The sequence below is a fragment of the Streptomyces sp. NPDC001678 genome, from assembly GCF_042892945.1.
Classification (GTDB): domain Bacteria; phylum Actinomycetota; class Actinomycetes; order Streptomycetales; family Streptomycetaceae; genus Streptomyces.
The window spans coordinates 373,377-399,565 of record NZ_JBIAUP010000004.1 but is presented as its reverse complement, the minus strand read 5'-3'; the positions used below and the strand labels follow the sequence as shown (position 1 = coordinate 399,565).

Below are 26,189 nucleotides of genomic sequence, written 5' to 3'. Positions count from 1 at the left end.
TCCACGTCCCTCGGCCCGGCGCCGGAGCCGACGGACGCACCGTCGGCGACGTGCTGAGATGGACCCATGCCCCGCAGCCTTCCGTTCCGTCCGCCCGACCGTGTCGACGCGGCCGTCGCCGTCGCCGGGCTGCTCGGCGGGCTTCTGCTGTACTCGCTGGGGCTGATCAGCCACCCCGCCCTGCCGGGGGTGCCGCAGCGGTTCGCGCTGCTCGCCCTCGTCGTGATGGCCGGCGCGGAGCTGCTGCGGCGCAGGGCGCCGCTGGTGGGGCTGGGCATCGGGACGGCCGCCCTGGCGCTGGACGTGTGCGCGGGCAGCCTCATCGCCAATGTCGGGATGTTCACCGACCTCGTCTACGCGGCCGTGCTCTACGGCCCGGCCGCCGCCTACCGGTTCATCCCCCGGGCCACCGAGGTGCTCACCGTGCTCGGCACGCTGCTGGCCGTCGCGCTGATGCGGGAGCCCGCCGCGCTGCTGGTCGGCATCGCGCTGGCCGTCCTGACCGTCGCCCCCGCCTGGACCGGGGTGGGCGTACGGGTGCACCGCGACGCCGCCGAGGCCGCCCGGCTGACGGCGGAGCGGACCGCGCTCCTGGTGGAGCTGGACCGGCGCGAGGCCGTGGCCGCCGAACGGGCCCGGATGGCACGGGAGCTGCACGACATGGTCGCGGGCCATCTGTCGGCCATCGCCATCCACTCCTCGGCCGCGCTGTCGATCGACGAGCCGGGCGCTTCCCGGGAGGCGCTCGGGGTGATCCGGGAGAACAGCGTCCAGGGCCTGGCGGAGATGCGCCGGCTGATCGGCCTGCTGAGGGAGACGGCCGGCGCGGACGAGCCCGCCCCCACCCCCCGGCTCGACGGCCTCGACGCCCTGCTGGAGCGGGCCCGCACCAGCGTCCGGGACGACCGTTTCTCCTTCGTGCTGCGCGACGGGCGGGGCAAGGGCGCGCTGCCCGTGCCGGTGGAGCTCGCGGCGTACCGGATCGTCCAGGAGTCGCTGACGAACGCGGTGAAGCACGCCGCGTCCGGCGAGGTGAGCGTGGAGCTGGAGCGGGTGGCCGGCGGCGGTCCGCTGACCGTCCGGGTGACGAGCCCCCTGGGCGTGGCCCGCCCGGGGCCGAGGGCGCCGGGGGCGGGCGCCGGGCTCGTCGGCATGCGGGAGCGCGTCGCGCTGCTGAACGGGGAGTTCGAGGCGGGGCCGGTGGACGGGACATGGACGATCCGGGCGGTGCTGCCCGTGGACGAGGAGAGGGCGGAGAAGTCATGACGGGGTCGGTACGGCCGGTACGGGTCGTCGTCGCGGAGGACCAGGCCGCGGTGCGGTCCGGGCTGGTGCTCATCCTGCGCTCGGCGCCCGGCGTCGAGGTCGTCGGGGAGGCGGCCGACGGCGAGGAGGCCGTGCGGCTGGCCCGGGAGCTGCGGCCCGATGTGGTGCTGATGGACATTCAGATGCCCCGGCTGGACGGGGTGTCCGCCACCCGGCTGCTCACGGCCGAGGGGATCGCCGATGTGCTGGTGCTGACCACCTTCGACCTCGACGAATACGTCTTCGGCGCGCTGCGGGCGGGCGCGGCCGGCTTCCTGCTGAAGGACAGCGAGGCGGCGGACCTGGTGACGGCCGTACGGACGGTGGCCCGGGGCGAGGGGCTGATCTCACCGGCCGTCACCCGGCGCCTCATCGCCGAGTTCGCGCACTCCACGCCCGTACGCCCCGGGGGCGGGGAGGGCCCGGCGGTGCTGGAGACCCTCACCCGGCGGGAACGGGAGGTGCTGGTGTGCCTGGGGGAGGGGCTGTCGAACGCGGAGGTCGCGGGGCGGCTGGGGATGGCCGAGGCGACGGTGAAGACGCATGTGAGCAGGCTGCTGGCGAAGCTGGAGCTGCGCAGCCGGGTGCAGGCGGCGGTGCTGGCCCGGGAATGGGGTCTGGTCCAGACCTCTTGACCATTGGTACGGACCTTCTTACGCTCCCCTCACAACGCGCACCCCCACCCTGTTTCTGGCCCTCACCCGAGGAGCACGCCGTGCACACAGGAATCCCGGGACACGCAAACCTTCACCCCCTTCTCAGATGTACCCGCTTACGGGCCGTCATGGCGGCCTTCACCGCTCTGCTGCTGCCCATCGGCCTGATCGTCGGCCTGGCCGCCCCCGCCCATGCCGCCGCCGCCTCCGCGACGGCGACATTCGTCAAGACCTCCGACTGGGGGACGGGCTTCCAGGGCGCCTGGACCATCAAGAACACCGGCACGACCGCCATCGACTCCTGGACCGTCGAGTGGGACTTCCCCGCCACGACGGCGGTCGGCTCCTACTGGGACGCCCTGGTCAGCAGCTCCGGAACGCACTTCACCGGCAAGAACCGCGAGTACAACGGCACGATCGCGCCCGGCGCGAGCGTCACCTTCGGCTTCGTCGCCGCAGGTGACGGCAGCCCCACCGGCTGCAAGGTCAACGGCGGCGGCTGCGACGGCTCCTCACCCGGCGACGAACCACCGGGCGCGCCGGGCACCCCGACGGCCTCGTCCGTCACCGCGAACAGCGTCGCGCTGAAGTGGACGGCCGCGACGAGCGGCAAGGGCATCAAGAACTACGACGTCTACCGCTCCGGGGCGAAGGTCGCGACGGTCGCCAAACTCGCCTACACCGACTCCGGGCTGAGCGCGGGCACCGAGTACACCTATACGGTCGTCGCCCGCGACACCGCCGACCGGACCGGCCCTGCCAGCGCCCCGCTGACCGTACGGACCACGGGCGGAGGCGGCGGCGACCCCCAGCCGGGCGGCGACTACGCCAAGGTCGGCTACTTCGTGCAGTGGGGGATCTACGGGCGCGGCTACACGGTGAAGTCCCTGGACGCCACGGGCGCCGCCGCGAAGCTCACCCACCTCAACTACGCCTTCTCCAATATCGACCCCACCAATCTGACCTGTCTCAACGGCGTCACCAAGGCCACCACCCCGGGCCCCCAGGACCCCAACCAGGGGGACGGCGCGGGTGACTCCTGGGCCGACTACGAGAAGGGCTTCGGCGCGGGCGAGTCCGTCGACGGCGTGGGCGACACCTGGGACCAGAAGCTGGCCGGCAACTACAACCAGCTGAAGAAACTCAAGGCCAAGTACCCCAAGCTGAAGATCAATATCTCGATCGGCGGCTGGACGTACAGCAAGTACTTCTCGGACGTCGCGAAGACGGACGCGTCGCGGCAGAAGTTCGTCAAGTCCTGCGTCGACATGTACATCAAGGGCGATCTGCCCGTGTCGAACGGCCGTGGCGGCCCCGGCACGGCGGCCGGGATCTTCGACGGCTTCGACATCGACTGGGAGTGGCCGGGCTCGGACGGCCACGCCGGCAACCACGTCTCCAAGGACGACAAGGCCAACAACCTGCTGCTGTTCGCGGAGTTCCGCAAGCAGCTGGACGCGCTGAGCACGACGACGGGAAAGAAGTACCTGCTGACCGCCTTCACCCCGGCCGACCCGGCGAAGATCGACGCGGGCTGGGACATCACCACCAAGGACGGCACGCCCAGCGTCTTCGACTACATGGACTTCGCCAACGTCCAGGGCTACGACTTCCACGGCTCCGGCAGCGACAACAGCTGGGAGCCCAACCGGACGGGCCACCAGGGGAATCTGTACGTGGACGCGAAGGACCCGTACAGCACTAAGTTCAGTGTGGACAAGACCGTCCAGACCTATCTCGACGCGGGCGTCGACCCCCGCAAGGTCGTCGTGGGGCTGGCCTTCTACGGCCGTGGCTGGCAGCAGGTCGCGGACGGCGGCGCGCACGGTGTGTGGCAGGCGGCGGGCGGCGCGGCCCCGGGCCAGTTCCCGGAGGAGTCCGGGACGCGCGGCTACGACAATCTGCTGGCGTCCGTGCCGAATCTGACCGTCTACCACGACGAGGCGTCGGTGGCGACGTACGGGTACACCGGGGACGGTGGGCAGTGGTGGACGTTCGATGACGCGTGGTCGATAGGGAAGAAGACGGCGTGGCTGAAGGGGAAGAAGCTGGGTGGGGTGATGATCTGGGAGATGTCGGGGGACAGCGGGACGCTGATGAATGCCGTGGATAGCGGGCTGAGGTAGTGGGCTGAGGTAGTGGGCTGAGCGGCGCCTGCGGCGGGGGTTCCAGGGGGCTTCGCCCCCTGGAACCCCCTGGTCGTCAACGGTTCTCGCCCGGCACCCACAGGATGTCGCCGACCTCCTGGTTCGCCGATCGCGCCAGGATGAAGAGCAGGTCCGACAGGCGGTTCAGATAGGTCGCCGTCAGGTGGTTCATCGTGTCGCCGTGCATCTCCAGCGCCGCCCACGTCGACCGCTCCGCCCGCCGTGCCACCGTGCACGCCTGGTGCAGCAGCGCCGCGCCCGGGGTGCCTCCGGGCAGGATGAAGCTGCGCAGCTTCTCCAGCGGCTCCAGGAAGTGGTCGCAGTCCGCCTCCAGGTGGTCGATGTAGGACTGCTCGACCCGCAGCGGCGGGTACTTGGGGTTCTCCACCACGGGGGTCGCCAGATCCGCGCCCACGTCGAAGAGGTCGTTCTGCACCCGGACGAGGACCTTCACGATCTCCTCGGGCAGCTGCCCGAGCGCGATGGCCACCCCGATCGCGGCGTTCGCCTCGTTGGCGTCGGCGTAGGCCGCGATGCGGGTGTCGGTCTTGACGGTGCGGCTCATATCGCCCAGGGCGGTGGTGCCGTCGTCGCCGGTGCGGGTGTAGATGCGCGTCAGATGGACCATGGGTACGAGCCTAGCTACGCCCCCGCCCTGCGGAAGTACCGTGTGCCGGCCGTCACCGAGACGGCCATCAGTATCAGGGCCGCCAGGGCGCCGCGGACCAGCGCCGGGTCGGTGTAGTGGCCGACGAAGGCAGCGCGGACCGCGTCGACCAGATAGCGCAACGGCATCACATGGGAGAGGGCGTCGAGCCAGCCGGGCGCGAGGGACATGGGCAGCAGCAGGCCGGAGAGCAGCATCGTCGGCATGGTGGCCGTGTTGACGAGCGGGGCGAAGGACATGGGCGCCGCGGCCTTCATGGCCAGGGTGTAGGACAGGGCCGCCAGCGAGAGGGCCAGCGCCGCCGTGAAGGCGAAGCCCAGCAGGATGCCGGGCAGTGGCGCCCGCAGCCCCATGGCCACGGCGACGAGGACGATCACGACGGCCTGCGCGGTGAGCAGCGCGGCGTCCCGCAGGACGCGCCCCAGCAGCAGGGCGAGCCGGCTGACCGGCGTCACCCGCATCCGGTCGACGATGCCGTGCTGTTTTTCGATGATCAGGCCCATGCCGGCGAAGGACGCGCCGAACAGGGCGAGTTGCAGCAGCAGGCCGGGGACCAGCACCTGCCAGGAGGAGCCCGCGCCGCCGAGCGGCATGTCGGTGAGCAGCGGGCCGTAGAGGACGAGGTAGAGCGCGGGCATCAACGCGCCGAAGGTCATGGCGGCCTTCGAGCGCAGGGTCTGGCGGGCGTACCGGCCGAAGACCAGGGCGGTGTCGGAGAGGAGGGTGCGGGTACGGGTGCGCACGGGGTCTGGCTCCTGGTGGGCTGGGCGTGGGTCAGACGGCTACGGGGGTGGTGTCCCGGGCGGCCGGGCCGCGCCCGGTGATGGCGTGGAAGGCGTCCTCCAGCGTGGCGTCGGGGGAGCCCGCGTGGCGGGCCTTCAGCTCGGCGGGGGTGCCCTCGGCGACGACCGTGCCCTTGTCGATGACGACCAGCCGGTCGGCGAGCGCGTCGGCCTCGTCGAGGTAGTGGGTGGTGAGGACGACCGTGGTGCCCCACTCGGCGCGGATGCGGCGCACGAGGCCCCAGAGGTCCGCGCGGCTGCCGGGGTCGAGGCCGGTGGTGGGCTCGTCGAGGAAGAGCACCTCGGGCCGGTGGGTGAGGGCCATGGCGATGTCGAGCCGGCGCCGCTGCCCGCCGGAGAGGGCGGCGCACGGCCGCTCCAGGAGCTCGGTCAGGCCGAGCTCCCACGCCAGCTCCTCGGCGCGCTCCTCGGCCCGGGCCCTGCGCAGCCCGTAGAGCCGGCCCTGGGTGACCAGCTCCTCGTGGACGGAGACGGCAGGGTCGACGCCGCCGGACTGGGCGACGTGGCCGATGCGGCGGCGCACGCCAGCGGGGTCGCGGGCGAGGTCGTGACCGGCGACGGTCGCGGTGCCGCCGGTGGGGGCGAGGAGCGTGGTGAGCATGCGCAGGGTCGTGGTCTTTCCCGCGCCGTTGGGGCCGAGGAGGCCGAGGATCTCGCCGCGCCGGACGGTCAGGTCGATGCCGCGCACGGCCTCCACGGGGCCGCGCGGGCTCGGGTAGGTCCGGGCGAGCCCGGACGTGCGGATGCTGTCGGAGCTGTCCATGCCCCAAGAAAAGCAGAGCCGCTGAAAGTTTGCAATGCCTCCAAGTTTTCTGTGGATCCAAGTTTTCAGTGGACGCAGCGAAGCTACGATGAAGGCATGACCGGAGAAGGGCTCAGGGAGCGGAAGAAGCGCCAGACCAGGCAGCACATCTCGGACATTGCGACCGGTCTGTTCCTGGAGCACGGCTTCGTCACGGTGACGATCGCGGACATCGCCTCGGCGGCCGAGGTGTCCGTCAACACCGTTTACAACTACTTCGGGTCGAAAGAAGACCTCTTCCTCGACCGCGAGGACGACGCCGTCGAGTGGCTCGCCTCCGTCGTCCGGGGCCGCCGGGCGGGGGAGTCCCCGGCCACGGCCGTGCTCCGCGCCCTGCGCGCGGAGGTGGTGGCCGTCTCGCCGAGGGTGGGGCTCATCGACGGGTACGAGCGGTTCATGCGCGTCATCGAGGAGTCGCAGGCCCTCCGCTCCCGGGTCTTCGACATGCGGCGCCGCGCCACCGACCTGCTGACCGACGTGCTCACCGAGGAGGCGGCGGCGGAGGCCGAGGGCGCCGGAGGACTGGTGCCCGCGCTGGTGGCCGGTCAGCTGGGCTGGATCCAGGCGCATGTCGTCGAGTACATCCAGCGCGAGCTCGTGGCGGGGCGCACCGCCGTCGAGACCTCCCGCTCGGCGCTCGTCCTGCTGGACGAGATCGAGGGGATGCTGAGCGACCGTCTCCTGGAGTACGGCGTCCGCCCCGCCGTCTGACTCGCCCTCGCCCTGTGACTCCAGGGGCTCCCGGGGCCCGAGTGGCCCAACTGCGGGGTGTGGCCCGGCCGGTGGCCGTCTCAGTGTGATGTCCGTCATCCGGGACGTGACGCGCATCTCTTACCGCCCAACGGCGCGCCCATGAACGCTAAGGTCCGGGCGGAGAGCCGTAAATGAACAGATTCATGCACAGGGAGTAAGGGGACAGCCGTGGCCAAGAAGCTCGCCGTCATCGGTGCCGGACTGATGGGCTCGGGAATCGCCCAGGTCTCCGCCCAGGCGGGGTGGGACGTCGTGCTGCGGGACGTCACCGACGAGGCCCTGAAGCGCGGGACGGACGGCATCAAGGCCTCGTACGACAAGTTCGTCTCCAAGGGCAAGCTGGAGGCCTCGGCCGCCGAGCAGGCGCTGGCCCGGATCACCACCACCACCGATCTGGACGCGGCCGCCGACGCCGACATCGTCGTGGAGGCGGTGTTCGAGGACATCGAGACCAAGCAGGGCATCTTCCGCACCCTGGACGGTCTGGTGCGGGACGAGACCGTGCTGGCCTCCAACACCTCCGCCATCCCGATCACCAAGATCGCGGCCGCCACGAAGCGCCCCGAGCGCGTCGTCGGAGCCCACTTCTTCTCCCCGGTGCCGATGATGCAGCTGTGCGAGCTGGTACGCGGTCACAAGACCAGCGACGAGACGCTGGCGAAGACCCGGGAGTTCGCCGAGGGCATCGGCAAGACCTGCATCGTCGTCAACCGCGACGTCGCCGGCTTCGTCACCACCCGCCTCATCGCCGCCCTCGTCGTCGAGGCGACGAAGCTCTACGAGTCGGGTGTGGCCAGCGCCGAGGACATCGACATCGCCTGCAAGCTGGGCTTCGGCCACGCCATGGGCCCGCTGGCCACGGCGGACCTGACGGGCGTGGACATCCTGATGCACGCGACCGAGAACATCTACACCGAGTGCCGGGACGAGAAGTTCGCCTCGCCCGAGCTGATGCGCCGCATGGTCGACGCCGGCGACCTCGGCCGTAAGAGCGGCCAGGGCTTCTACCAGTACTGAGCCCGTACGGCCAGCTCTCTTCACCCTGTGGGGTGAAATAAGTATCGGTTCGCTTACAGACGGCAACTTTGTCGTGTGAGAGGCAGTCAGTTCTTTAGAGCCAGGACCCACCCACACCACGCACCACTCGGGGAGCGCATATGCACATCAGGGGCGACCACGCCGAACTGGTCGTCGGGGGACGCCTCGACGTCCGCAGCGCGGCGGACGCCCGTACGGTCCTGCACTCCGCCCTCGACGCCGGGCGTGGCGACCTGGTCCTGGACCTCACCGAGCTCGACTCCTGGGACGCGACCGGGCTCGGCGTCATCATGGGCGCCCACCGCCGGGCCGGGCGCACCGGCCGGCGGCTGGTCCTGCGCGGGGTGCCCGACCGGATGCAGCGCGTCCTGGTCGCAACGAGGCTCCACCGCATCCTCGCCATCGAGGACGACGCGCCGGCCCCGGCCGGCGCCGCCCACCCCGCGCCCCACTCGACGCCCCGTCCGGTGACCCGCCCGGTGACCCGTCAGCACCCGCAGCGCGGCGGGTGACAGGGGCGCCGGACGAGCCGGACGAGCCCCCCTGGGGTGTGAGTACCCCGATCCTCATGAGACTGTGACGTCCCACGACGACGCGGCACCATCCGCGTCATAGATACTGTGGCGAGGTCTGTTCGGTTTCCCGCCGGCTTCGGCGGGCACCGGGCCGAAGGTCGAAGGAGTGCGGACAGGCCGGAGAGCACGACGGCACGCCACGCATCTTGGGGGCTTCAGAACCATGGACCCGACGAACCGGGGATCCGAGGCATTCCACGACGACGAGCAGTCTTCCGCGGGCGTCCCGCGCAAGCGCCGCCCACCCCGGGAGCCGGCGCAGGCCGATGCCGCGCCCGGCGGCCAGGGCCCGGTGCGCGTCGTCCGGCTCGTCTCCGGTGACTATCTCCTGACCGTCAATCCGGTCGACGGCAGCGAGATAGAGCCCTGCCCGCCCGGCTCCCTCCCCGCCCGCCCCGAACGGCACGGCCCCGAGCAGCGCGCCGAGCTGCGCCGCGCCGCCGCGCCCCCGCCGCCCGCCCGCCAGGCCGGCCCCCAGCTGCCCCTCCTGCACCGCGAGGAGGAGCGGGAGAGACTGGGCCGCCTGCTGTCGCGCGGCCGGTCCGTACGGCTCACCGGACCCTCCGGCTCCGGGCGCAGCGTCCTGCTCGACGCCGTCGCCGAGGACTGCGCGGGCCTCGCGCCCGACGGCGTCGTCCGGCTCAGCGGCTACCGCCGCACCCCCGGCGACCTCCTCCACGAGCTGTTCGCCGCCGTCCACCACGCCCCGCTGCACCGGCCCGACCGGGCCGGGCTGATGGCCGCCGTGCAGAACATCGGCGCCGTCGTCGTCCTGGACGACCTGGAGTTCGGCGGGGTCGCGCTCGACGAGCTCCTCGACGCCACGCCCGAGTGCGCCTTCCTGCTCTCCGCGACGCCCGACGTCCCCGCCCCGTCGGCCGACTCGCACGTCGAGGAGGTCTTCCTCGGCGGGCTCGGCCGCACCGGCTGCCTGGAGCTGCTGGAGCGCGCCGTGGACCGGGCGCTGACGGACGAGGAGGCCGACTGGGTCGCCGACCTGTGGTTCGAGTCCGAGGGGCTGCCGCTGCGGTTCGTCCAGGCCGGTGCGCTGCTGCGGCTGGGCGCGACGGCCGGCACGACCGCGACCGATGCGTTCGACGCCTTCGGCGAGCGGTCCGCCGACAAGGAGGGGACGGAGGGGACGGACGGGGAGAGCCCCGCACCGCTGCCCACCCTCGCCCAGGCCGCGGCCCCCGCCACGCTGCTGGCCGCCGCGCTCGGCGAGGCCGCGCGGGAGACCCTGCGCTTCGCCGTCGCCCTCGGCGGCGAGCTGCCCCACCAGGCGCACCTGCCCGCCCTCGTGGGGGACACCCACGCCGACGCGGCCGTCGGCGAACTCCTGGCCTGCGGCCTGATCACGCCCGTCGCCGGGCACTACCGGCTGGCCGCCGGCGTCGCCGACCAGCTGATCGCCGGATACGGCGAGGAGTGGGCCCGGCAGGCGGCCGCCACGGCCCACACGGCAGCCCAGCACTATGCCTGGTGGGCCGGGCACCCGTCCGTCTCGCCCGAGCGGATCGCCGTCGAGGCCGACGCGATCCTCGCCGCGCTGGCCGCGCTGACCGGCGAGGAGGACTCCGGGCACCGGGCGGCCGCCGTGCTGCTGGCCCGTACGGCGGCGCCCGCGTTCGCCGCGGCGCTCCACTGGGGTGCCTGGGAGCGCAGCCTCCGCCACGGTCAGGAGGCGGCGCGGATCGCCGGCGAGGTCGGCGAAGAAGCGTATTTCCACCACGAGTTGGGCGTACTGGCGCTGTGCACCGGCAATCTCGACCGGGCCCGGTCCGAGCTGGAGGCCTCCATCGGGCTGCGCGGCGTCCTCGCGGACAAGCGCGGCACGGTCGCCGGCCGCCGGGCGCTCGCGCTCGTCGCCGACCGCTCCGGCCTGGCCCTGGGCGCCCGCGCGCTGCCCGGGAGCACCCCGGCCCGCCCCGGGGGCGCGATCCCGCCGCTGCCGCCGCCGCGCACCGGCGTCGACGGGCGCCTCGCCGACGGGCGCACGTCCGCCGGTGAGGAGATCCCGGACGCGCGCAGCGAGCAGTCGGCCGCGCCGCCCGCCAAGGCCAAGGTCGCGGCCACGGCCGCGGGCGAGGACACCACGGCGATCATCGGCCGGGCGGTGCCGGGCGGTGCCGGCGCTGTCGCGGCGGCCGCCGTGCCGCCCGTGCCCAAGGCGGCCCCGGGCGCCCCGCGCCCGGCGGGGGCGCGCAAGGGCTCGTGGGCGCAGAAGCTGATGTCCGGCGGCAACCGCCGCAACCTCCTCGCGGCCGGCGCGGGCGCCCTGCTCGCCGCCGTCCTGGGCACCGTCGTCACCCTCGGCGCCGCCTCGGGCGGCGACGCCCCGCCCACCGGCCCGGTCAAGCCCGGCCAGTCCGCCTCCCAGCAGGACGGCGACGGCGGGCTCAGCGCCGACGAGCCGGCGGCGGGGGAGCCGGGGGCGCCGCAGGTGCCCGCCCGGCGGGGCAGGCAGGGGGAGAAGAAGGGCGACTGGGGCGACGGGTCCGCCTCGCCCAGGCCGTCCGGCTCCGCCTCGTCGTCCGCGGACCCGGAGCCCAGCGCCTCGTCCAGCCGGACGCCCACCGGCGAGCCCTCGTCCGGCGCCTCGACGAAGACGCCGGGCGGCGACGGGACCAAGACGCCGCCGGTCGATCCGACGCCGTCGAAGTCGCAGGGCGGTGGCGACAAGACGCCCACCGAGAAGCCCTCCGAGCCGTCGAAGGAGCCGAGCAAGCCGTCCCAGCCGACGGCCGGCGGCACCAACTCGGCGAGCGGCCCGGCCCCCGGCGGCAAGCCGACCGCGGGCAAGCCGACGGGCGGGACGCCGGTGGCATAGGCGGAACGACGAGCCGGAACGACGGACGGGCCGGGGTGATGACCCCGGCCCGTCCGTCGTTCTGTACGCGCTATACGCGAGAAAGTTATGCGAGAAGGCTCAGAACAGCCGCAGCTTGTCGTCCTCGATGCCGCGCATCGCGTCGTAGTCCAGCACGAGGCAGCCGATGCCGCGGTCCGTGGCGAGCACCCGTGCCTGGGGCTTGATCTCCTGGGCGGCGAAGACGCCGCGCACGGGCGCCAGGTGCGGGTCGCGGTTGAGCAGCTCCAGATAGCGGGTGAGCTGCTCCACACCGTCGATCTCGCCGCGCCGCTTGAGCTCGACGGCCACCGTGTTGCCCTCGGCGTCCCGGCAGAGGATGTCCACGGGGCCGATCGCCGTCGGGTACTCGCGGCGGATCAGGGTGTAGCCCTCGCCGAGCGTCTCGATGCGGTCCGCCAGCAGCTCCTGGAGGTGCGCCTCGACACCGTCCTTGATCAGCCCCGGGTCGACGCCCAGCTCGTGCGAAGAGTCGTGGAGGATCTCCTCCATGGTGATGATCAGCTTCTCGCCCGCCTTGTTGATCACCGTCCACACGTTGTCGTCACCCTCCTTCAGGGTGCACGGCGGCGACATCCAGTTCAGGGGCTTGTAGGCCCGGTCGTCCGCGTGGATGCTGACGCTCCCGTCCGCCTTGACCAGGATCAGACGGGGGGCGGAGGGCAGATGGGCGGTGAGCCGGCCCGCGTAGTCCACGGAGCAACGGGCGATGACGAGACGCATGGTGGGCCACGCTACTCGACTCCTGCCACTTCACGCGATTCGCCCAGGAAGGGGCCCTACGGCTTCGGCCAGTTGTCGGTGTTCTCCTGGTGGGGCCGCAGTGGCCGGATTACCGTTGAACCGGGCGGTCGCCGTACGGGCACGGGGCGTCGTCGTCCGCTCGCCCATCCCTGAGATCCCCCACGAGGGGGGTCGCGAGAGGAGAACCCATGTCGCTCGACGTCTCACCGGCCCTCCTCGAACAGGCCGAGCGAGGCGAGGTCGACGAAGCAGAGTTCGTCGACTGCGTCCGGACCTCCCTGCCCTACGCGTGGGAGATGATCAGCTCCCTGGTGGACCGGCTCTCGGTAGAAGGCGGCGAGTTCGCCGACAACCGTACGCCGCCGCCGGACGAGCAGGCGCGCGGCCAGCTGCTGCGCGCGCTGGCGAGTGACGCGATCCGCGGTGCCCTTCAGCGCCACTTCGGGGTGCGCCTGGCGTTCCAGAACTGCCACCGGGTGGCGGTCTTCCCGGTGACCCCCGCGGCGGACGAGCGGCTGGCCCGTTTCACCTCGATCAGGGGCCAGCTGCTGAACCAGTCGCCGGAGCTCCGCGACTGCTGACGCGTTCCGTGCTGCCGCTCCGGGCGCGGGGAGGTGCGAACGAAGGGGAGCGGCAGCTCCGGCGGGGCGGACCGGGGGACGGCTCAGCCGAGCAGCGGCAGCACGTCCGAGCCCAGCCTGCGGAGGTTCTCCTCGGTGGCGGCCAGATCCCCGGAGCCCTCGGCCAGGAGCGCGAAGCGGCGGATGCCCGTGCGCTCGGCGGTGGCCGACAGCCGGTCGGCGCACAGCCGGGGCGGGCCCACCGGATGCAGAGCGCAGAGCAGTTCCGTGTACGCCAGCGGGTCCCGCATCCGGCGCTGCCGCCCGTCGACCGTCACATGCGCCGAGAGCCCGTGGTGGAACCAGCCCGGCATGGCCTTCAGCAGCGTCTCCGCCGCCTCCTCCCGCCGGTCCCCGACCTGGACGACGCCCGCCGCCACATGACCGGCCGCCGCGACCTCCTCCCGTGAACGCCCCGCCTCCAGCGCGCACTTGCGCCACAGGGCGACCATCTCCGCCTTCTCCTCGTCCGTGCTGTGCATCCCCAGCAGCATCGGCAGCCCGTGCCCGGCCGCCAGCCGGACGCTCGCGGGCGAGGTGCAGGCGACGATCACCCCCGGGCCGGTGGAGTCCCCGCCCGCGCCCAGGAGTTCGTCGGGGCGGGGCACGACCGGGACCTCCCGGAAGGCGAACCGCTCCCCGGCCGAGCCGACCCGGGGTTCCCGCAGCCACCGCATCAGCAATTCGAGCGATTCCGGGAACCCCTCTTCGTACGCCCCCAGGCCTGAGTTGAACACCTCCAGGTCGACCCACGGCCCGCCGCGGCCGACGCCCAGCACGAACCGTCCGCCCGAGGTGAGATGGAGCAGCGCCGCCTGCTCGCCCAGCGCCACGGGGTGGGTGGTGGGCAGCACGCTCACGGCCGTGCCGACCTGGATGGAGCGGGTGCGGCCGAGCAGCAGGGCGGCCAGGGTGACCGCCGACGGGCACACCCCGTACGGCACGAAGTGGTGTTCCGCCAGCCAGACCGCGTCCAGCCCCGCCTCCTCGGCCACCTCGGCCGAGCGGACCGCCCGGTACAGCGCCTCGCCGTGGCCCTGGCCCGGGAACTGGGCGGCGAGGACAAACGTTCCTACGCGCATCGCTCTTGTACCTCCTAGCGACCGACGCGGTATCCCCCTGGTGGCAATAACGGCCGGACATGTGCCGAAGGCACGGCTGCGCGTGAAGTTTTCATGATGATCGGAGCGCAAGCGTCATAGCGCCGGGGCGACTCCGGGCCGGGTGGGTGACCTTGGCGCGTAGGCTGGTCACGACCCCCGTAGCCGAATTCCTGCCGAGGTGCCCTGTGTCCCCGCGCCGAAACCGCCCGCGAGGCGGCGCCGCCAGCCAGAGCCCGTTCCCGCGCGCCGAGGGCGGCGAGCGCTACGGCCTGGAGAGCACGGAGCAGTGGCAGGGCGAGGAGTGGGCGGTCCGGGCCGTCGGCGGCGGCGCGGCCGCCAAGCACTACCGCTGCCCGGGCTGCGACCAGGAGATCCCGCCCGGGGTGCCGCACCTGGTCGCCTGGCCGCGCCACGGCGCCGGCGTCGACGACCGGCGGCACTGGCACAAGGCCTGCTGGAACGCGAGAGACCGCCGGAGCGCGCGGCTCCAGCGGTCCCGTAACGCGCCGAGGCACTAGCGGCAGCGCCCCGAAGGGGCGCGTACCGGGCCTCTCGGGCGGAGCGCCTAGGCGTCCCGCTTGGCCAGCGAGAGGTACGCGCCGCCCAGGGCGGCGCCGGTCACCAGCGTCATGATCCACAGCGGGTCCCAGCCGCTCGGTCCGTCGCCGGCCGAGACGTCGTAGAAGACGCCCAGCTGGTTGGGGATCGAGTAGAGCAGCAGCCACGACCGGACCTCGTTCAGGTCCGACGCCACCAGGAACATCGCCAGCACCAGCGGCATCATCACCAGGCCGAGCATCACGGCGATGGCCCCCGCCGAGTGGCGCAGCATCGCGCCGACGGCGAGCGCGAGCACCCCGACCAGCGACATGAACAGGCTCACCCCGACCGTGGCCTTCAGCCACTGCGCGGCGGTCGGCACGGTGCCCAGCCGGCCGGCGATCCCCTCGGTGGCCACGGCCACCAGGGTCGTCGCGACCGTGGTGGTCACGAACGTGAGCAGGAAGAACACGACGGCCTTCGCCGTCAGCACCCGTGCCCGGTCCGGGCAGGCGGTCAGGGTGGTCCGGATCAGCCCCGTGCCGTACTCGGACGACATCGTGAGCACGCCGAGGGTGATGACGCAGATGAGCGAGAGCATCGTGCCGTAGATGCCGAGGACGAGGACCGGCGTCTCGTGCGTGGCCGAGGTGGAGTCCACCGCGCTGACGACGGAGGCGGCGAGCAGCCCTATCCCCACGATGAGCAGCACCGTGGTCCCGAGCGTCCACACCGTGGACCGGATCGAGCGGATCTTCGTCCACTCGGCGGCGAGCGCGTCGCCGAGGGTCGCCTTCCGGATCGGGATCGGCGACACGTAGCCCCCGACGGGCGCCTGACCGGGCCAGGGCGCCTGCCCCTGCGGGGCGCTCTGTGCCTGCGGCGCGGGCGTGGGCTGGGACTGGGGGGTGGTCATCGGGCGTCCTCGCTGTCGCGCTTGGTCGGGTCGGCGTCGGCCGCCGCGACCGGGGCGGTGGGCTGCGGCGCCGCGGCGGTCCGCCCGGCGCCCGGGGCCGGTGCGCTCGCCGCGTGCGGTACGGCCTGCCCGGCGCCCGGCGCCGCCGTGCCCGCCGTCGGCGGCGTCCCGTACCGGTTCGGGCGTTCGCCCGGGAGGACCGGGTAGGCCTGTTCCGCCCAGCCGTCCTGGAGCTGCCCCGCGGGCCGGTCCCAGGGGCCGGCCGGCTGCTGCGCCGGGGCCTGGAAGCCCGAGCGCTGGTCCGCCGTCGAGCGGTAGTCGACCGCGCCCTGAGTCATGCGCATGTACGCCTCCTCCAGGGAGGCCTGGTGCGGGGAGAGCTCCCAGAGGCGGACGTCCGCGCCGTGCGCGACGTCGCTGACGCGGGGGAGCGGCAGGCCGGTGACGCGCAGGGCGCCGTCCGGCTCCGGCAGGACCTGCGCCCCGGCCGCGACCAGCGCCTCCTTCAGCCGGTCGCGGGCCTCCCGGTCGTCGTCGGGGGTGCGGACGCGCGCGAAGTCGGCGGAGTTCGCGGCGATGAAGTCCTTGACGCTCATGTCCGCCATCAGCTGCCCGCGCCCGATGACGATCAGATGGTCGGCGGTCAGCGCCATCTCGCTCATCAGATGCGAGGAGACGAAGACCGTGCGGCCCTCCGCCGCCAGCCGCTTCATCAGATTGCGGACCCAGAGGATGCCCTCGGGGTCCAGCCCGTTGACGGGCTCGTCGAAGAGCAGCACCTGGGGGTCGCCGAGCAGCGCCGCGGCGATTCCGAGGCGCTGCCCCATGCCGAGGGAGAAGCCGCCGGAGCGCTTCCGCGCCACGTCCTGGAGGCCGACCACGCCGAGGACCTCGTCCACGCGACGGGCCGGGATGCCCGCGAGCTGGGCGAGGGACAGCAGGTGGTGGCGGGCGCTGCGGCCGCCGTGCACGGCCTTCGCGTCGAGGAGGGCGCCCACCTGACGGGGGGCGTTGGGCAGCTTGTGGAAGGGGTGCCCGGCGATCGTGACGGACCCGGCGGTCGGCCGGTCCAGTCCGAGGATCATGCGCATGGTCGTCGACTTGCCGGAGCCGTTCGGTCCCAGGAACCCGGTGACGGCCCCCGGCCGCACCTGGAACGTCAGATTGTGTACGGCCGTCTTGGCGCCGTAGCGCTTTGTCAGGCCGACTGCCTCGATCATTCTCCGCCCCTCGGAGCTCCGGCGTGCTTCGGTTCGTGCGTACTTCGGTTCGTTCGGCTTTGTACAAGCGCAAAGCCCTCGTAAAGGTTAGGAGGATAGACGAGTCGTTGACGGTTCCCGGTGTGCCGGGCGTTACAGCGGGACGCCCCGGGCGGCTCCGCCGGGGGCCTCGCCGGTCCCGTGGGGCCGGCGTTCGCGCAGGTCGGCGTAGGTGAGGGTGGCCGGCTCCGAGGGCTCGTACGCCGGGAGGCCCGTCTCCCGCGCCACCCAGCCCTCCTCGGCGAGGATCCGGGTGCCCTCGGCCCTGCGCTCCGGGTCCGCCGCCGCGCGCTCGACCCAGTCGCGGGGGCCGGGCCCCAGCAGCGCGCGGAGCCTGGCCGAGCCCGCCAGCAGCGCGGCGAGCAGCGCGCTCTGGTCGCCGCCGCCCGGCCGGGGCGGGCCGCCGGCCGGCCCGGTGAGGACGCCCCATTTGCTGACGTACAGATACGCGCCCCGCAGCCGCTCCCCGGACGGCAGGGCCACGGGGAAACGGTCGCCGGGCAGCAGGACCCGCCGGTAGTTGAACTCCGTGGCGTCGACGGCCGTCAGCTGCTCGCCGTCCAGCCAGCCCGCGACCAGCGTGGTCCGCGCCCCGGGCGCGGCGTACGGCGCGGCCGCCACATAGCCGTGCCGCCCGATGTGCCCCGAGCAGCCCACGGCGACGCCGCCCACCCGCACCGGCACCAGCGGCACGGCGGCGGACAGACCGGCGGTGGCGAACTTGTGGGCCAGCTGGGCGGGGGAGGCGTTGGAGCCGACGGCCAGCACCGGGTGGCGCCGGTCGGCGGGGTCCCGGCCGAGGGCGGCCAGGACGCCGTCCAGCGACGGCCCGCCGGGTGCGTCCTGGGTGTCCGCCCCGACCGGCCGCCAGTCGCCCAGCGGCGCCGGCCCCGGCGTGAGCGGCAGCAGCTCCGGGCCGGTGAGCAGGGCGGGCTCGGTCGCCGGGCGGCCGGGGTAGGCCAGCGGACACAGGGCGGGGACGACGTCCAGCCCGAGGGCGCGCAGGGTCCACCGCGTCATGGGTCGATTGTCCTCCGTGTCCCCTCCCGAGACCGGCGAAATCCGCACTCCGGCTGCGGCATCGCGCCGGCAGGCGCTGCCGGAACCTCGGTGCCCGCCCGGCCGAGGGCTACGCGTCGCGCCGGCTCAGCACCGCATAGCCGCCGATCAGCGCCGCGACCACCCACAACACCATGATCGTGAAGCCGCCCCAGGGCCCGTACGGAGTGTCGCTGCCCACCGTGACCACCTGCATCACCTTCTGCCCTGCCTGGTCCGGCAGGTACTGCCCGACCTTCTTCGTCGCGGAGACATTGCCGAGGATCGCGGAGATCAGGAAGAAGAACGGCATGAGGATGCCCAGCGAGAGCATCGGGCTGCGCAGCATCGTCGCGACGCCCATCGAGAAGACGGCGATCAGCGTCATATAGAGGCCGCCGCCGATCACCGCGCGCAGTACTCCGGGATCGCCCAGCGCGGCGCCGTAGTCGCCGAGCATCGTCTGGCCGACGAAGAACGCCACAAAGCTCGTGATCATGCCGACCACGAATGCGAGCAGCGCCGCGACAATGATCTTGCTGAAGAGAAACGTGGCGCGCTGGGGAACGGCGGCGAGCGAGGTGCGGATCATTCCCGTGCTGTATTCATTCGACACCACGAGCACACCGAAAACGATCAATGCGAGCTGACCGAGGCCCATCCCGGCGAAGCTGATGAACGTCGGATCGAAAGCGATCCTGTCCCGGGGCGACAGATTGCCGAAGTCCTTCTTGGTGAGCGCGCTGATCAACGCGCCGAGGGCGACCGTCACCACGATCGCGAGGCCGAGCGTCCACACCGTGGACCGGACGGATTTGATCTTCGTCCATTCCGACCGGAGGACCTGCGTCACCACCGCCATGGGTCAGGATCCCTTCTTCCGCCAGTCGGCTCCCCAGCCCGCGCCGGACCGCGCCGGAGATTCCGGCTGGGTTTCCGGCCGGGAATCCGGCGGGCGGTGGTTCTCATGGGCGTGGTACTCCACCGAGCCGGCCGTCAGCCGCATGAACGCCTCCTCCAGCGAGGCCGACTGCGGGCTCAGCTCGTGGAGGGTGATCCGGTGCCGCGCGGCCAGCTCGCCCAGGTGCGCCGCGTCCTCGCCCTCTGCCTCCAGCGCGCCCTCCTCACCGGGGACGACGTCGATCCCGGCGCCCCGCAGGACCTCCCGCAGCCGCTCCTGCTCGGGGGAGCGCATCCGGACGTAGGAGCGGGAGTTCTCCTTGATGAAGTCGGCCATGCTGGTGTCGGCCAGCAGCTTGCCCTGGCCGATGACGACCAGGTGATCGGCGGTCAGCGCCATCTCGCTCATCAGATGGGAGGAGACGAAGACCGTACGGCCCTGGGTGGCGAGGCTCTTCATCAGATTGCGGATCCAGTGGATGCCCTCGGGGTCCAGGCCGTTGACCGGCTCGTCGAACATCAGGATCCGCGGATCGCCCAGCAGGGCCGCCGCGATGCCCAGCCGCTGGCCCATGCCCAGCGAGAACCCCTTGGTCCGCTTCCCGGCCACCGAGGTGAGACCGACCGTGTCCAGGACCTCCCGCACCCGGGCCCGGGGGATGCCATTGCTCTGCGCCAGGCACAGCAGGTGGTTGTAGGCGCTGCGACCGCCGTGCATGGCCTTGGCGTCCAGCAGGGCGCCCACGACCCGCAAGGGGTCGTGCAGCTCCCGGTAGTGCCGGCCGTCGATACGGACCGTGCCGCCGGACGGATTGTCCAGGTCGAGCATCATCCGCATGGTCGTCGACTTGCCCGCGCCATTGGGGCCCAGAAAGCCCGTGACGATGCCGGGCCGGACCGTGAACGTGAGGTGATCGACGGCACGGACGTCGCCGTAGTGCTTGGTCAGCCCCTCGAGCTCGATCATTCAGCCACGGTAAGGGCGCCCGTCGGGCCCCGCCACCGCAGTCGGAGGCGTACCCGGCCGCAGCCGTCCCCCGGGCACACGACGCGCCCCGTACCACGGGTGGGCGGCACAGGGCGCGCTGAGCACAGGGTCCCCCGACAGCGTGCGTAAACCCGACAGCGTGCGTAAAACCCGGCAGCGGGCGTGAAGCGGTATCCGATCAGCGGCTCTGCTGCGCCGGTACGCCCCGGCTGATCGGCTCGTCGTCGCCGGGGACGCCGGCCGCGGCCACCGCCGCGCCCGTCAGCGTGGCCAGCATCTCGCGGACGTTGGTCAGCTGGGCGTTGATGCTGTCGCGGCGGTTGGTGAGCGCCGCCAGCTCCCGCTCGGACTCGCTGCGGATACGGTCCGCCTTGGCGTTGGCGTCGGCCACGATGTCCTCGGCCTGGCGCTGGGCCGTCTCCACCGTCTGGCGCGCCCGGCGCTCCGCGTCCGTGCGCAGCTTCTCCGCCTCCAGGCGCAGCTGCTCGGCGCGGTGCTCGATCTCCGCCAGCCGCTTCTCCGCCTTGGCCTGGCGGGAGGCGAGGTCGCGCTCGGACTGCTCACGGCGCTTGGCGAGGTTGGTCTCGAAGTCGGCGGCGGCCTGGGCGGCCTTGGCGCGGGTCTCCTCGAAGAGCGCGTCGGCCTCCTCCCGCTTGGACTGCGCGTCCTTCTGCGCCTCGGCGCGCAGCGAGGCGGCGTCGCCCTTCGCCTTCTCGACGATCCGGGCGCCCTCGTCCTCCGCCTTCGCCTTGCGGTCCGCGGCGAACGACTCGGCGTCGTTGCGCACCTGCTGGGCGGCCGACTCGGCCAGCTCGCGGTGCTGCTCGGCGGCGCGCCGGGCCTCCTCACGCAGATCCTTGGCCTCTTCCTCGGCCAGCCGGAGGATCTTCTCGACGCGCGCGCCGAGCCCCGCGTACGACGGCTCCGCGTCATTGATCTGTGCCTGAGCGTTCTGCGTCTCGAGGTGGAGCTCCTCGATGCGCTTTTCCAGGGAGGTGATCCGGGTCAGTGCGCTGTCACGGTCCGCTACGAGCTTCGTAATGCGGTCGTCCACCTGGCCGCGGTCGTATCCACGCCGCACCAACTCGAAGCCGAAGGGGGAGGAAGTGTCGCTCATGGGGTTCCTGTCATTGGAGAACCGGTGAGGTGATAGAGGAATCCTAGGGGCGTGAGCGGCGTGTCATCCGGCAGATGGTTTAAGACAGTTGGGGAATCCGGAAAATGTCCCCTCGATTGAGTGGCTACTTTCGGTCCTGCTTGCCACCCGATCGAGTAGCTCCGGCACCGGCCGTCGCCTTCACCCCACCGTCCTTGGAGCCGCCCGCCCCCGGGGACTCAAATGATTCCAACGCCTCCAACACGTCCTGGACACGGGAAATCTCCGCCTGAATGTCCTCACGACGGCGGACGAGTACCTCCAACTCCCGCTTTCCTTCCTCCAGAAGGCGTGCGGCCTCCTCCTGAGCCTCGGTGCGCAGGCGCTCGGCCTCGCGTACGGCGGCGGTCTTCTTCTGCTCCGCCTCCTTGAGCAGCCCGTCCGCCTTCTTCACGGCGGTGATCCGCACCTTGCTGGCCTCGCTCTGGGCGTCCGAGAGGAGCTTCTCCGCCTTCTCCTCGGCGTTCGCCAGCTGCTCGGTGGCGGCGGCGACGAGCTTGTCGCAGCGCTCGCCCGCCGACTGCATCGCCTCGGCCGCCTCCCGGCGCGCCCGCTCGTGGAGCTTCTCGACCTCGCTCTCGATCCGGCCGCGCAGCTCGTCGGCACGGTCCCTTATGGCCGTGGCGTCGCCACGGGCCTCGGCGAGCATCGTGTTGGCGTCCGCACGGGCCTGCTCCACCAGCGCGTTGCCCTCGGCGGCGGCCTCCTTGACGATCCGGTCGGCCTCCTTCCGGGCAGCGCCGACCATGGCGTCCGACTGCTCCTCGGCGGCGGTCGCCGAGAGCACGGCCTCCTCCTGGGCCTTGGCGATCAGCGCGTCCGCCTGCTCGGCGGCGTCCGCGAGCTTCTTGGCCCCGGCGTCCCGCGCCTGGTCGACGGTCCGCTCGCCCTCGGCCCGCGCCTCCGCACGCAGCCGCTCGGCCTCCTGGACCGCGTCCGCCTTGATCCGCGCGGAGTCCGCACGGGTGCTGTTGGCGTTCTCCTGGGCGGCCGCCAGCGCCTCGGCGGCCTCGGCGGCCATCAGCTCGGCCTCCGCCGTCGCCTCGGCGATCAGGGTGTCCGCCTGCTCGGCCGCCTCCGCCCGGCGGGCGTTCGCCGCCTCACGGGCCTCGTCGGTGGTCCGGGTCGCCTCGGCGCGGGCGTTCTCCAGCACCGCGTCGGCGTCGGCGCGCAGCCGGTCCGCCTCCGCGTTCGCCTCGGAGACGACGCGGTCGGCCTGCTCGACGGCCTCCGACAGATGCGCGTCGGCGGCCTCGCCGGCCTCCTGGACCGTACGGGCGGCCTCGGCGGCCATCTTCTCCGCCTCGGCCGTGGCCTTGGCGATCAGCTCGTCGGCCTGCTCGGCCGCCTCCGCCCGGCGGGCGTTCGCGGCCTCACGGGCCTCGTCCACGATCCGGTCGGCGTCGTCCTGCGCGGAGGAGGTCAGCTCGGCCGCCTCGTTGACGATCCGCTCCGCCTCCGCCCGGCCCTCGCCGCGGATCTTGTTCGCGTCGTCGCGGGCCTCGGCGCGCGTCCGGGCCGCGTCCTGCTCCGCCGACGCCAGGGCGTCGGAGGCGTCGGTACGCATCTGCTGCGCCTTCGCGGACGCGTCCGCGACCAGCCGCTCGGCCTCCGCCGTCGCCTTGGCGACCACGGCGTCCGCCTGCTCGTCCGCCTTGGCCTTCTTCTCGGCCGCGGCGGCCCGCAGCCGCTCCGCCTCCGCCTTGGCCGCGGCCCGCTCGGCGTCGGCGGCCTCACGGGCCTCCTCGACCGTCCGCGTGGCCTCGTCCGCCAGCTTCTCCGCCTCCGCGACGGCCTCGGAGATCAGCTCGTCGGCCTGGAGCGCGGCCTCCGCCCGGCGGGCGTTCGCCGCCTCCCGGGCCTCGTCGACCGTGCGGGCCGCCTCGGCGCGCAGCCGGTCGGCGTCGGCCTCGGCTTCCGCGCGATGGGCGTCCGCCGCCTGCCGCGCCTGTTCCTCGAAACGGGCCGCCTCCGCGCGCGCCGCCTCGACCATCTCGGCCGCCTCGGCGATCAGCCGGTCCGCGTCCGCCGCCGCCTCGGCCCGGTGGGTCTTGGCGGCCTCACGGGCCTCCTCGACCGTACGGGCGGCCTCGGCGGCCATCTTCTCCGCCTCGGCCGTGGCCTCGGCGATCAGCTTGTCCGCCTGCCCGGCGGCCTCCGCACGGCGCTTGTTGGCCGCTTCCCGGGCCTCGTCGACGGTACGGGCGGCCTCGGCGCGCAGCCGGTCGGCGTCGGCCTCGGCCTCGGCGCGATGGGCGTCCGCCGCCTGGCGGGCCCGCTCCTCGAAACGAACGGCGTCGGCCTTCGCGGTCTCGGTCAGCTCCGCGGCCTCGGCGACGATCTTCTCGGCCTCGGCGGTCGCCTCGGAGATCAGCTCGTCGGCCTGGAGGGCGGCCTCGGTACGCCGGGCGTTCGCCGTCTCGCGCGCCTCGTCCAGGGCGCGCGTGGCCTCCGTGGCCATCGTCTCCGCCTCGGCCATGGCCTCGGCGAGCAGCTCGTCCGCCTGCTCGGCGGCCTCGGAACGGCGCTTGTTCGCGGCCTCCCGGGCCTCGTCCAGGGCCCGCGACGCCTCGGCCGACAGCCGCTCGGCCTCGGCCCGCACCTCGTCCGCGGCGGCCTTGGCCTCGCTCCGCGTCCGGGCCGCGTCCTCATCGGCGCGCTCGCGCTCGGCGTAGGCGTCGGCACGGACCCGGTCCGCCTCGATCTGGGCTTCGGTGACGGTCCGTTCGGCGTTGTGCTCGGCCGCCGACCGCAGCCCGGCGATCTCCTCCTCGGCCTGCTCGTGCAGCCCGGCCACGGACTCCCGCACCTGCTGGGCGGTCTGCTCGGCGGCGGCCACGAGCTCGGCTGCCCGCGCCTCCGCCTCCTCGACCAGGCGCCGGCCCTCCTCCTGCGCCTCGGCGACCCGCTTGCGCGCCGAGGCCAGCAGCTCCTCGCTCTGCTCGTGCGCCGCCTCGCGCTCGGTACGCGCCTCCGTACGGGCGTCACCGAGCAGCTCCTCGGCCTCCCGGCGGCGCCGGGCGGCCTCCTCCTGCGCGGCGGCCAGCGCCTCGGCGGCCTCCGCGGCCGTCCGCTCGGCCGCGGCGTTCGCCTCGGCACGCACCCGGTCGGCGGCCTCCTGGGCCTCCGTGCGCAGCCGCTCCGCCTCGGCCTCCGCCTCCTCGCGCAGCCGTGCGCCGGCGGCCTCGCCCTCGGCGCGGGTCTCCGCCGCCTCGGCCTGCGCCTCGCCGCGCAGCCGCTCGGCATCGGCCTCGGCCTGCGCGGTGACCGTACGCACCCGCTCCGCGGCCTCCGTACGCTGCCGCTCGGTCTCCTCCGAGGCCTCCCGGCGGAGCTTCTCCGCCTCCGTGCGCGCCTCGCGCAGGGCGGTCTCCGCCGCCTCCACCCGCTGCTCGGCCTCGCTCCGCAGCCGCTCCAGCTCGCCGGCGGCCTCCTCGGCCCGCGCCTGGGCCGCGCGCTCGGCCTCCTCGCGCGTCGCCTTCGCCGCCTCGGCGGCCTCGGAACGGACCCGCTCGGCGTGGTCCTCGGCCTCCTCGGCCATCTCCTCGGCCTCGGTACGGGCCCGCTCCAGGGCCTCCTCGGCCTGCTTGCGCAGCGTCGCGGCGCGCTCGGCCGCCTCCGCCCGCGTCTTCTCGCTCTCGGCGGCCGCGCCGCTCCGGGTCTCCTCGGCGTCCGCCTTGGCCTTGCCCAGCAGCTCCTCGGCCGTCTTCGCGGCCTCCTCGATCTGCTGCAGCGCCTCACGGCGCGCCTCACCGCGGATCCGCTCGCCCTCGGCGACCGCGTCGGCCCGCAGCTGCTCGGCCTCGGCCCGCAGCCGGCGCGCCTCCTCCTGGAGCTCGGCGGTCTTCTTGCGGTACTCGGCGGTGTCGTCCTTCGCCTCGCCCTTGAGCTGCTCGGCCGTGTCGGCCGCCTGCTCCCGCAGCCGCTCGGCCTCGGCCTCCGCCTCCTTGCGGATCCGCTCGGCCTCGGCGGCCGCCGCCTTCGTCGCCGCCTGGGCGTCCTCGGTGGCCTTGGCCAGCACCTCCTCGGCCGTGCGGGCGGCCTTGGCCAGCGCGGCGGCGGAGTCCTCGGCGACGGCGCTGCGCGCCTCCGCGGCCGCCTCCGTGCGCATCCGCTCCGCCTCGGCGACCGCGTCGGCCCGCAGCTGCTCGGCCTCGGCCCGCAGCGCCTCCGACTCCTTCGTCGCCTCGCTCACCAGCCGGGCGATCTCCGCCCGCGCCGTGCGCGTGCGCTGCTCGTTGTCCGTCTCGGCGGCGGACAGCCGCTGGGCCGCGGCCTCCTTCGCCTCCGCGACCAGCTTCTCCGCCTCGGCCCGCGCCTCGCGCAGGGCCGTGTCGGCCTCCTGGATCCGCGCCTCGGCGGTACGCGTCAGCTCGGACGCGGAGCTACGGGCCTGGTCGGCCTCGGCCGTCGTGGCCGTCCGCAGCTGCTCGGCGTGGGCGGTGGCCTCCTGCGCCTGCGCGGAGGCGGCCGTCAGCAGCCGCTCGGCGTCCGTGCGCGCCCGGCGCAGGATCGCCTCGGCCTCCGCACGGGCCTCCTCGGCCGCCGCCCCGAGCCGGCCGCTGGCCTGCTCGGTCAGCCGCTGGGCCTCGGCGCGCGCGGCGGCCAGCGAGGCCTCCGCCTCGGCCCGGGACTCGTCCAGCAGCCGGCGGGCCTGTGCCTCGGTACGGGCCCGCAGCTGCTCGGCCCAGGCCACGTTCTCGTTGACGTGCGACTCGACGGTGCGCCGACGCTCGTTCAGCTCCTCGTCCAGGCGCTGGCGGCGGGCCACCGCCTCGGCGTGGAGCTCCGCCTCCATCCGGGCCTGGCGCTCGGCCTGCTCCTGGAGCAGCCGCTGCGTCTGCGCCCGCGCCTCGCGCACCTCGCGCTCGGCGTCACTGCGCAGCTGCTCGGCCTGGATCTGGGCGTTGCGGAGCAGTTGTTCGGCCTGATAGCCGATGTCCGCCGAGTCGTAGGCGGGACGGTGGGCGAGATTGCGGCGCGCCTCGTGGAGCTTGGCGCGCAGAACCTCGACCTGGTAGCCGAGGTCGTCGGCGTGCTGGACCGCCTTCTCCCGCTCGGTCTTCAGCCGCTTCATCTCGGCCTCGAACCGCGAGAGGTGGTCGGCTTCCTCCAGCTGACTCTCCTGGCGCTCGTAGCCCCGCACAGCGCGGTCCATCCGTCCCCTGTATCGCGTCGGCGGCCGGCCCCGTACTGCGTCGGTGGTGAACCCGGAGCCCGCCCTTCCGAAGAAATGGTGTCAGATCATCGGTACAGCCCGGCCCGGGACCCATGGGCGAACCCGTGGTACCCCGGCCGAACCTGCACTCT

The 26,189-nt window shown here is 73.4% G+C and carries 21 protein-coding genes; 9 read left to right on the top strand and 12 right to left on the bottom strand.

Annotated elements, in window-relative coordinates; translation table 11 throughout:
• The first annotated feature begins 66 nt into the window (after positions 1-66).
• The 3 genes from ACFYZR_RS11150 (at position 67) to ACFYZR_RS11140 (ending at position 4,087) form a co-directional block, all read left to right on the top strand.
• A complete protein-coding gene (locus ACFYZR_RS11150) occupies positions 67-1,266 on the top strand; it encodes a sensor histidine kinase (protein WP_391908205.1) in 1,200 nt (399 codons plus the stop codon).
• Positions 1,263-1,940 carry a response regulator gene (locus ACFYZR_RS11145; protein WP_391908202.1) on the top strand — a complete coding sequence of 226 codons (678 nt, stop codon included), beginning with the start codon at positions 1,263-1,265 and terminating at the stop codon, positions 1,938-1,940. The genes ACFYZR_RS11150 and ACFYZR_RS11145 overlap by 4 nt, the downstream gene beginning before the upstream one ends.
• 149 nt (positions 1,941-2,089) lie before the next feature.
• Complete coding sequence (locus tag ACFYZR_RS11140) at positions 2,090-4,087, top strand: glycosyl hydrolase family 18 protein (protein ID WP_391908199.1); 1,998 nt, start codon at positions 2,090-2,092, stop codon at positions 4,085-4,087.
• Between the two features lie 76 nt (positions 4,088-4,163).
• On the opposite strand, the gene ACFYZR_RS11135 is transcribed toward ACFYZR_RS11140, so the two are convergent.
• The 3 genes from ACFYZR_RS11135 to ACFYZR_RS11125 are packed head-to-tail and all read right to left on the bottom strand — an operon-like array spanning position 4,164 to position 6,341.
• Complete coding sequence (locus ACFYZR_RS11135) at positions 4,164-4,736, bottom strand: cob(I)yrinic acid a,c-diamide adenosyltransferase (protein ID WP_391908196.1); 573 nt, start codon at positions 4,734-4,736, stop codon at positions 4,164-4,166.
• Between the two features lie 14 nt (positions 4,737-4,750).
• Positions 4,751-5,518 (bottom strand): ABC transporter permease, encoded by a 768-nt coding sequence (locus ACFYZR_RS11130; RefSeq protein WP_391908194.1) that lies wholly within the window; start codon positions 5,516-5,518, stop codon positions 4,751-4,753.
• Between the two features lie 31 nt (positions 5,519-5,549).
• Positions 5,550-6,341: an ABC transporter ATP-binding protein gene (locus ACFYZR_RS11125; protein ID WP_391908191.1), complete on the bottom strand. Its 792-nt coding sequence runs from the start codon at positions 6,339-6,341 to the stop codon at positions 5,550-5,552.
• A gap of 96 nt (positions 6,342-6,437) precedes the next feature.
• Between ACFYZR_RS11125 and ACFYZR_RS11120 the strand changes: the two genes are divergently transcribed.
• The 4 genes from ACFYZR_RS11120 (at position 6,438) to ACFYZR_RS11105 (ending at position 11,576) form a co-directional block, all read left to right on the top strand.
• Positions 6,438-7,091, top strand: a complete 654-nt coding sequence (locus ACFYZR_RS11120) for a TetR/AcrR family transcriptional regulator (protein ID WP_391908188.1) — start codon at positions 6,438-6,440, stop codon at positions 7,089-7,091.
• A 210-nt stretch (positions 7,092-7,301) separates the two neighbouring features.
• Positions 7,302-8,150 carry a 3-hydroxyacyl-CoA dehydrogenase family protein gene (locus tag ACFYZR_RS11115; RefSeq protein ID WP_391908185.1) on the top strand — a complete coding sequence of 283 codons (849 nt, stop codon included), beginning with the start codon at positions 7,302-7,304 and terminating at the stop codon, positions 8,148-8,150.
• Positions 8,151-8,290: 140 nt separating this feature from the next.
• Positions 8,291-8,683, top strand: a complete 393-nt coding sequence (locus ACFYZR_RS11110) for an STAS domain-containing protein (protein ID WP_391908182.1) — start codon at positions 8,291-8,293, stop codon at positions 8,681-8,683.
• A 226-nt stretch (positions 8,684-8,909) separates the two neighbouring features.
• Positions 8,910-11,576 (top strand): ATP-binding protein, encoded by a 2,667-nt coding sequence (locus tag ACFYZR_RS11105; RefSeq protein ID WP_391908179.1) that lies wholly within the window; start codon positions 8,910-8,912, stop codon positions 11,574-11,576.
• 99 nt (positions 11,577-11,675) lie between these two features.
• Here the strand turns inward: ACFYZR_RS11105 and nucS are convergent, their stop codons facing one another.
• On the bottom strand, positions 11,676-12,338 hold the full coding sequence (gene nucS / locus ACFYZR_RS11100) for an endonuclease NucS (RefSeq protein ID WP_311611990.1): 663 nt from the start codon (positions 12,336-12,338) through the stop codon (positions 11,676-11,678).
• Positions 12,339-12,547: 209 nt separating this feature from the next.
• Between nucS and ACFYZR_RS11095 the strand changes: the two genes are divergently transcribed.
• The gene (locus tag ACFYZR_RS11095) at positions 12,548-12,940 is read left to right on the top strand and encodes an SCO5389 family protein (RefSeq protein ID WP_391908175.1); all 393 of its coding nucleotides are present in this window, start codon (positions 12,548-12,550) and stop codon (positions 12,938-12,940) included.
• Positions 12,941-13,023: 83 nt separating this feature from the next.
• Here the strand turns inward: ACFYZR_RS11095 and ACFYZR_RS11090 are convergent, their stop codons facing one another.
• Entirely contained in the window at positions 13,024-14,061 is a 1,038-nt protein-coding gene (locus ACFYZR_RS11090) for an LLM class flavin-dependent oxidoreductase (protein WP_391908173.1), read from the bottom strand.
• Positions 14,062-14,267: 206 nt separating this feature from the next.
• Here ACFYZR_RS11090 and ACFYZR_RS11085 point away from each other — a divergent pair, with 206 nt between their 5' ends.
• Positions 14,268-14,600, top strand: coding sequence for an ATP/GTP-binding protein (locus tag ACFYZR_RS11085; protein WP_391908171.1), 333 nt, complete (start codon positions 14,268-14,270; stop codon positions 14,598-14,600).
• A gap of 47 nt (positions 14,601-14,647) precedes the next feature.
• Here ACFYZR_RS11085 and ACFYZR_RS11080 read toward each other — a convergent pair whose 3' ends face one another.
• The 7 genes from ACFYZR_RS11080 to scy all read right to left on the bottom strand — a co-directional run bounded on the left by ACFYZR_RS11080 (position 14,648) and on the right by scy (position 26,037).
• Positions 14,648-15,538, bottom strand: coding sequence for an ABC transporter permease (locus tag ACFYZR_RS11080; RefSeq protein WP_391908168.1), 891 nt, complete (start codon positions 15,536-15,538; stop codon positions 14,648-14,650).
• Complete coding sequence (locus ACFYZR_RS11075; RefSeq protein WP_391908166.1) at positions 15,535-16,758, bottom strand: ABC transporter ATP-binding protein; 1,224 nt, start codon at positions 16,756-16,758, stop codon at positions 15,535-15,537. The genes ACFYZR_RS11080 and ACFYZR_RS11075 overlap by 4 nt, the downstream gene beginning before the upstream one ends.
• A gap of 132 nt (positions 16,759-16,890) precedes the next feature.
• Positions 16,891-17,817: a hypothetical protein gene (locus tag ACFYZR_RS11070; RefSeq protein ID WP_391908163.1), complete on the bottom strand. Its 927-nt coding sequence runs from the start codon at positions 17,815-17,817 to the stop codon at positions 16,891-16,893.
• A gap of 109 nt (positions 17,818-17,926) precedes the next feature.
• Entirely contained in the window at positions 17,927-18,697 is a 771-nt protein-coding gene (locus ACFYZR_RS11065; protein ID WP_391908161.1) for an ABC transporter permease, read from the bottom strand.
• Positions 18,698-18,700: 3 nt separating this feature from the next.
• A complete protein-coding gene (locus tag ACFYZR_RS11060; RefSeq protein ID WP_391908158.1) occupies positions 18,701-19,702 on the bottom strand; it encodes an ABC transporter ATP-binding protein in 1,002 nt (333 codons plus the stop codon).
• Positions 19,703-19,901: 199 nt separating this feature from the next.
• Positions 19,902-20,840: a cellulose-binding protein gene (locus tag ACFYZR_RS11055; RefSeq protein ID WP_311611975.1), complete on the bottom strand. Its 939-nt coding sequence runs from the start codon at positions 20,838-20,840 to the stop codon at positions 19,902-19,904.
• 124 nt (positions 20,841-20,964) lie between these two features.
• The gene (scy, locus tag ACFYZR_RS11050) at positions 20,965-26,037 is read right to left on the bottom strand and encodes a polarized growth protein Scy (RefSeq protein ID WP_391908155.1); all 5,073 of its coding nucleotides are present in this window, start codon (positions 26,035-26,037) and stop codon (positions 20,965-20,967) included.
• Positions 26,038-26,189: the final 152 nt, after the last annotated feature.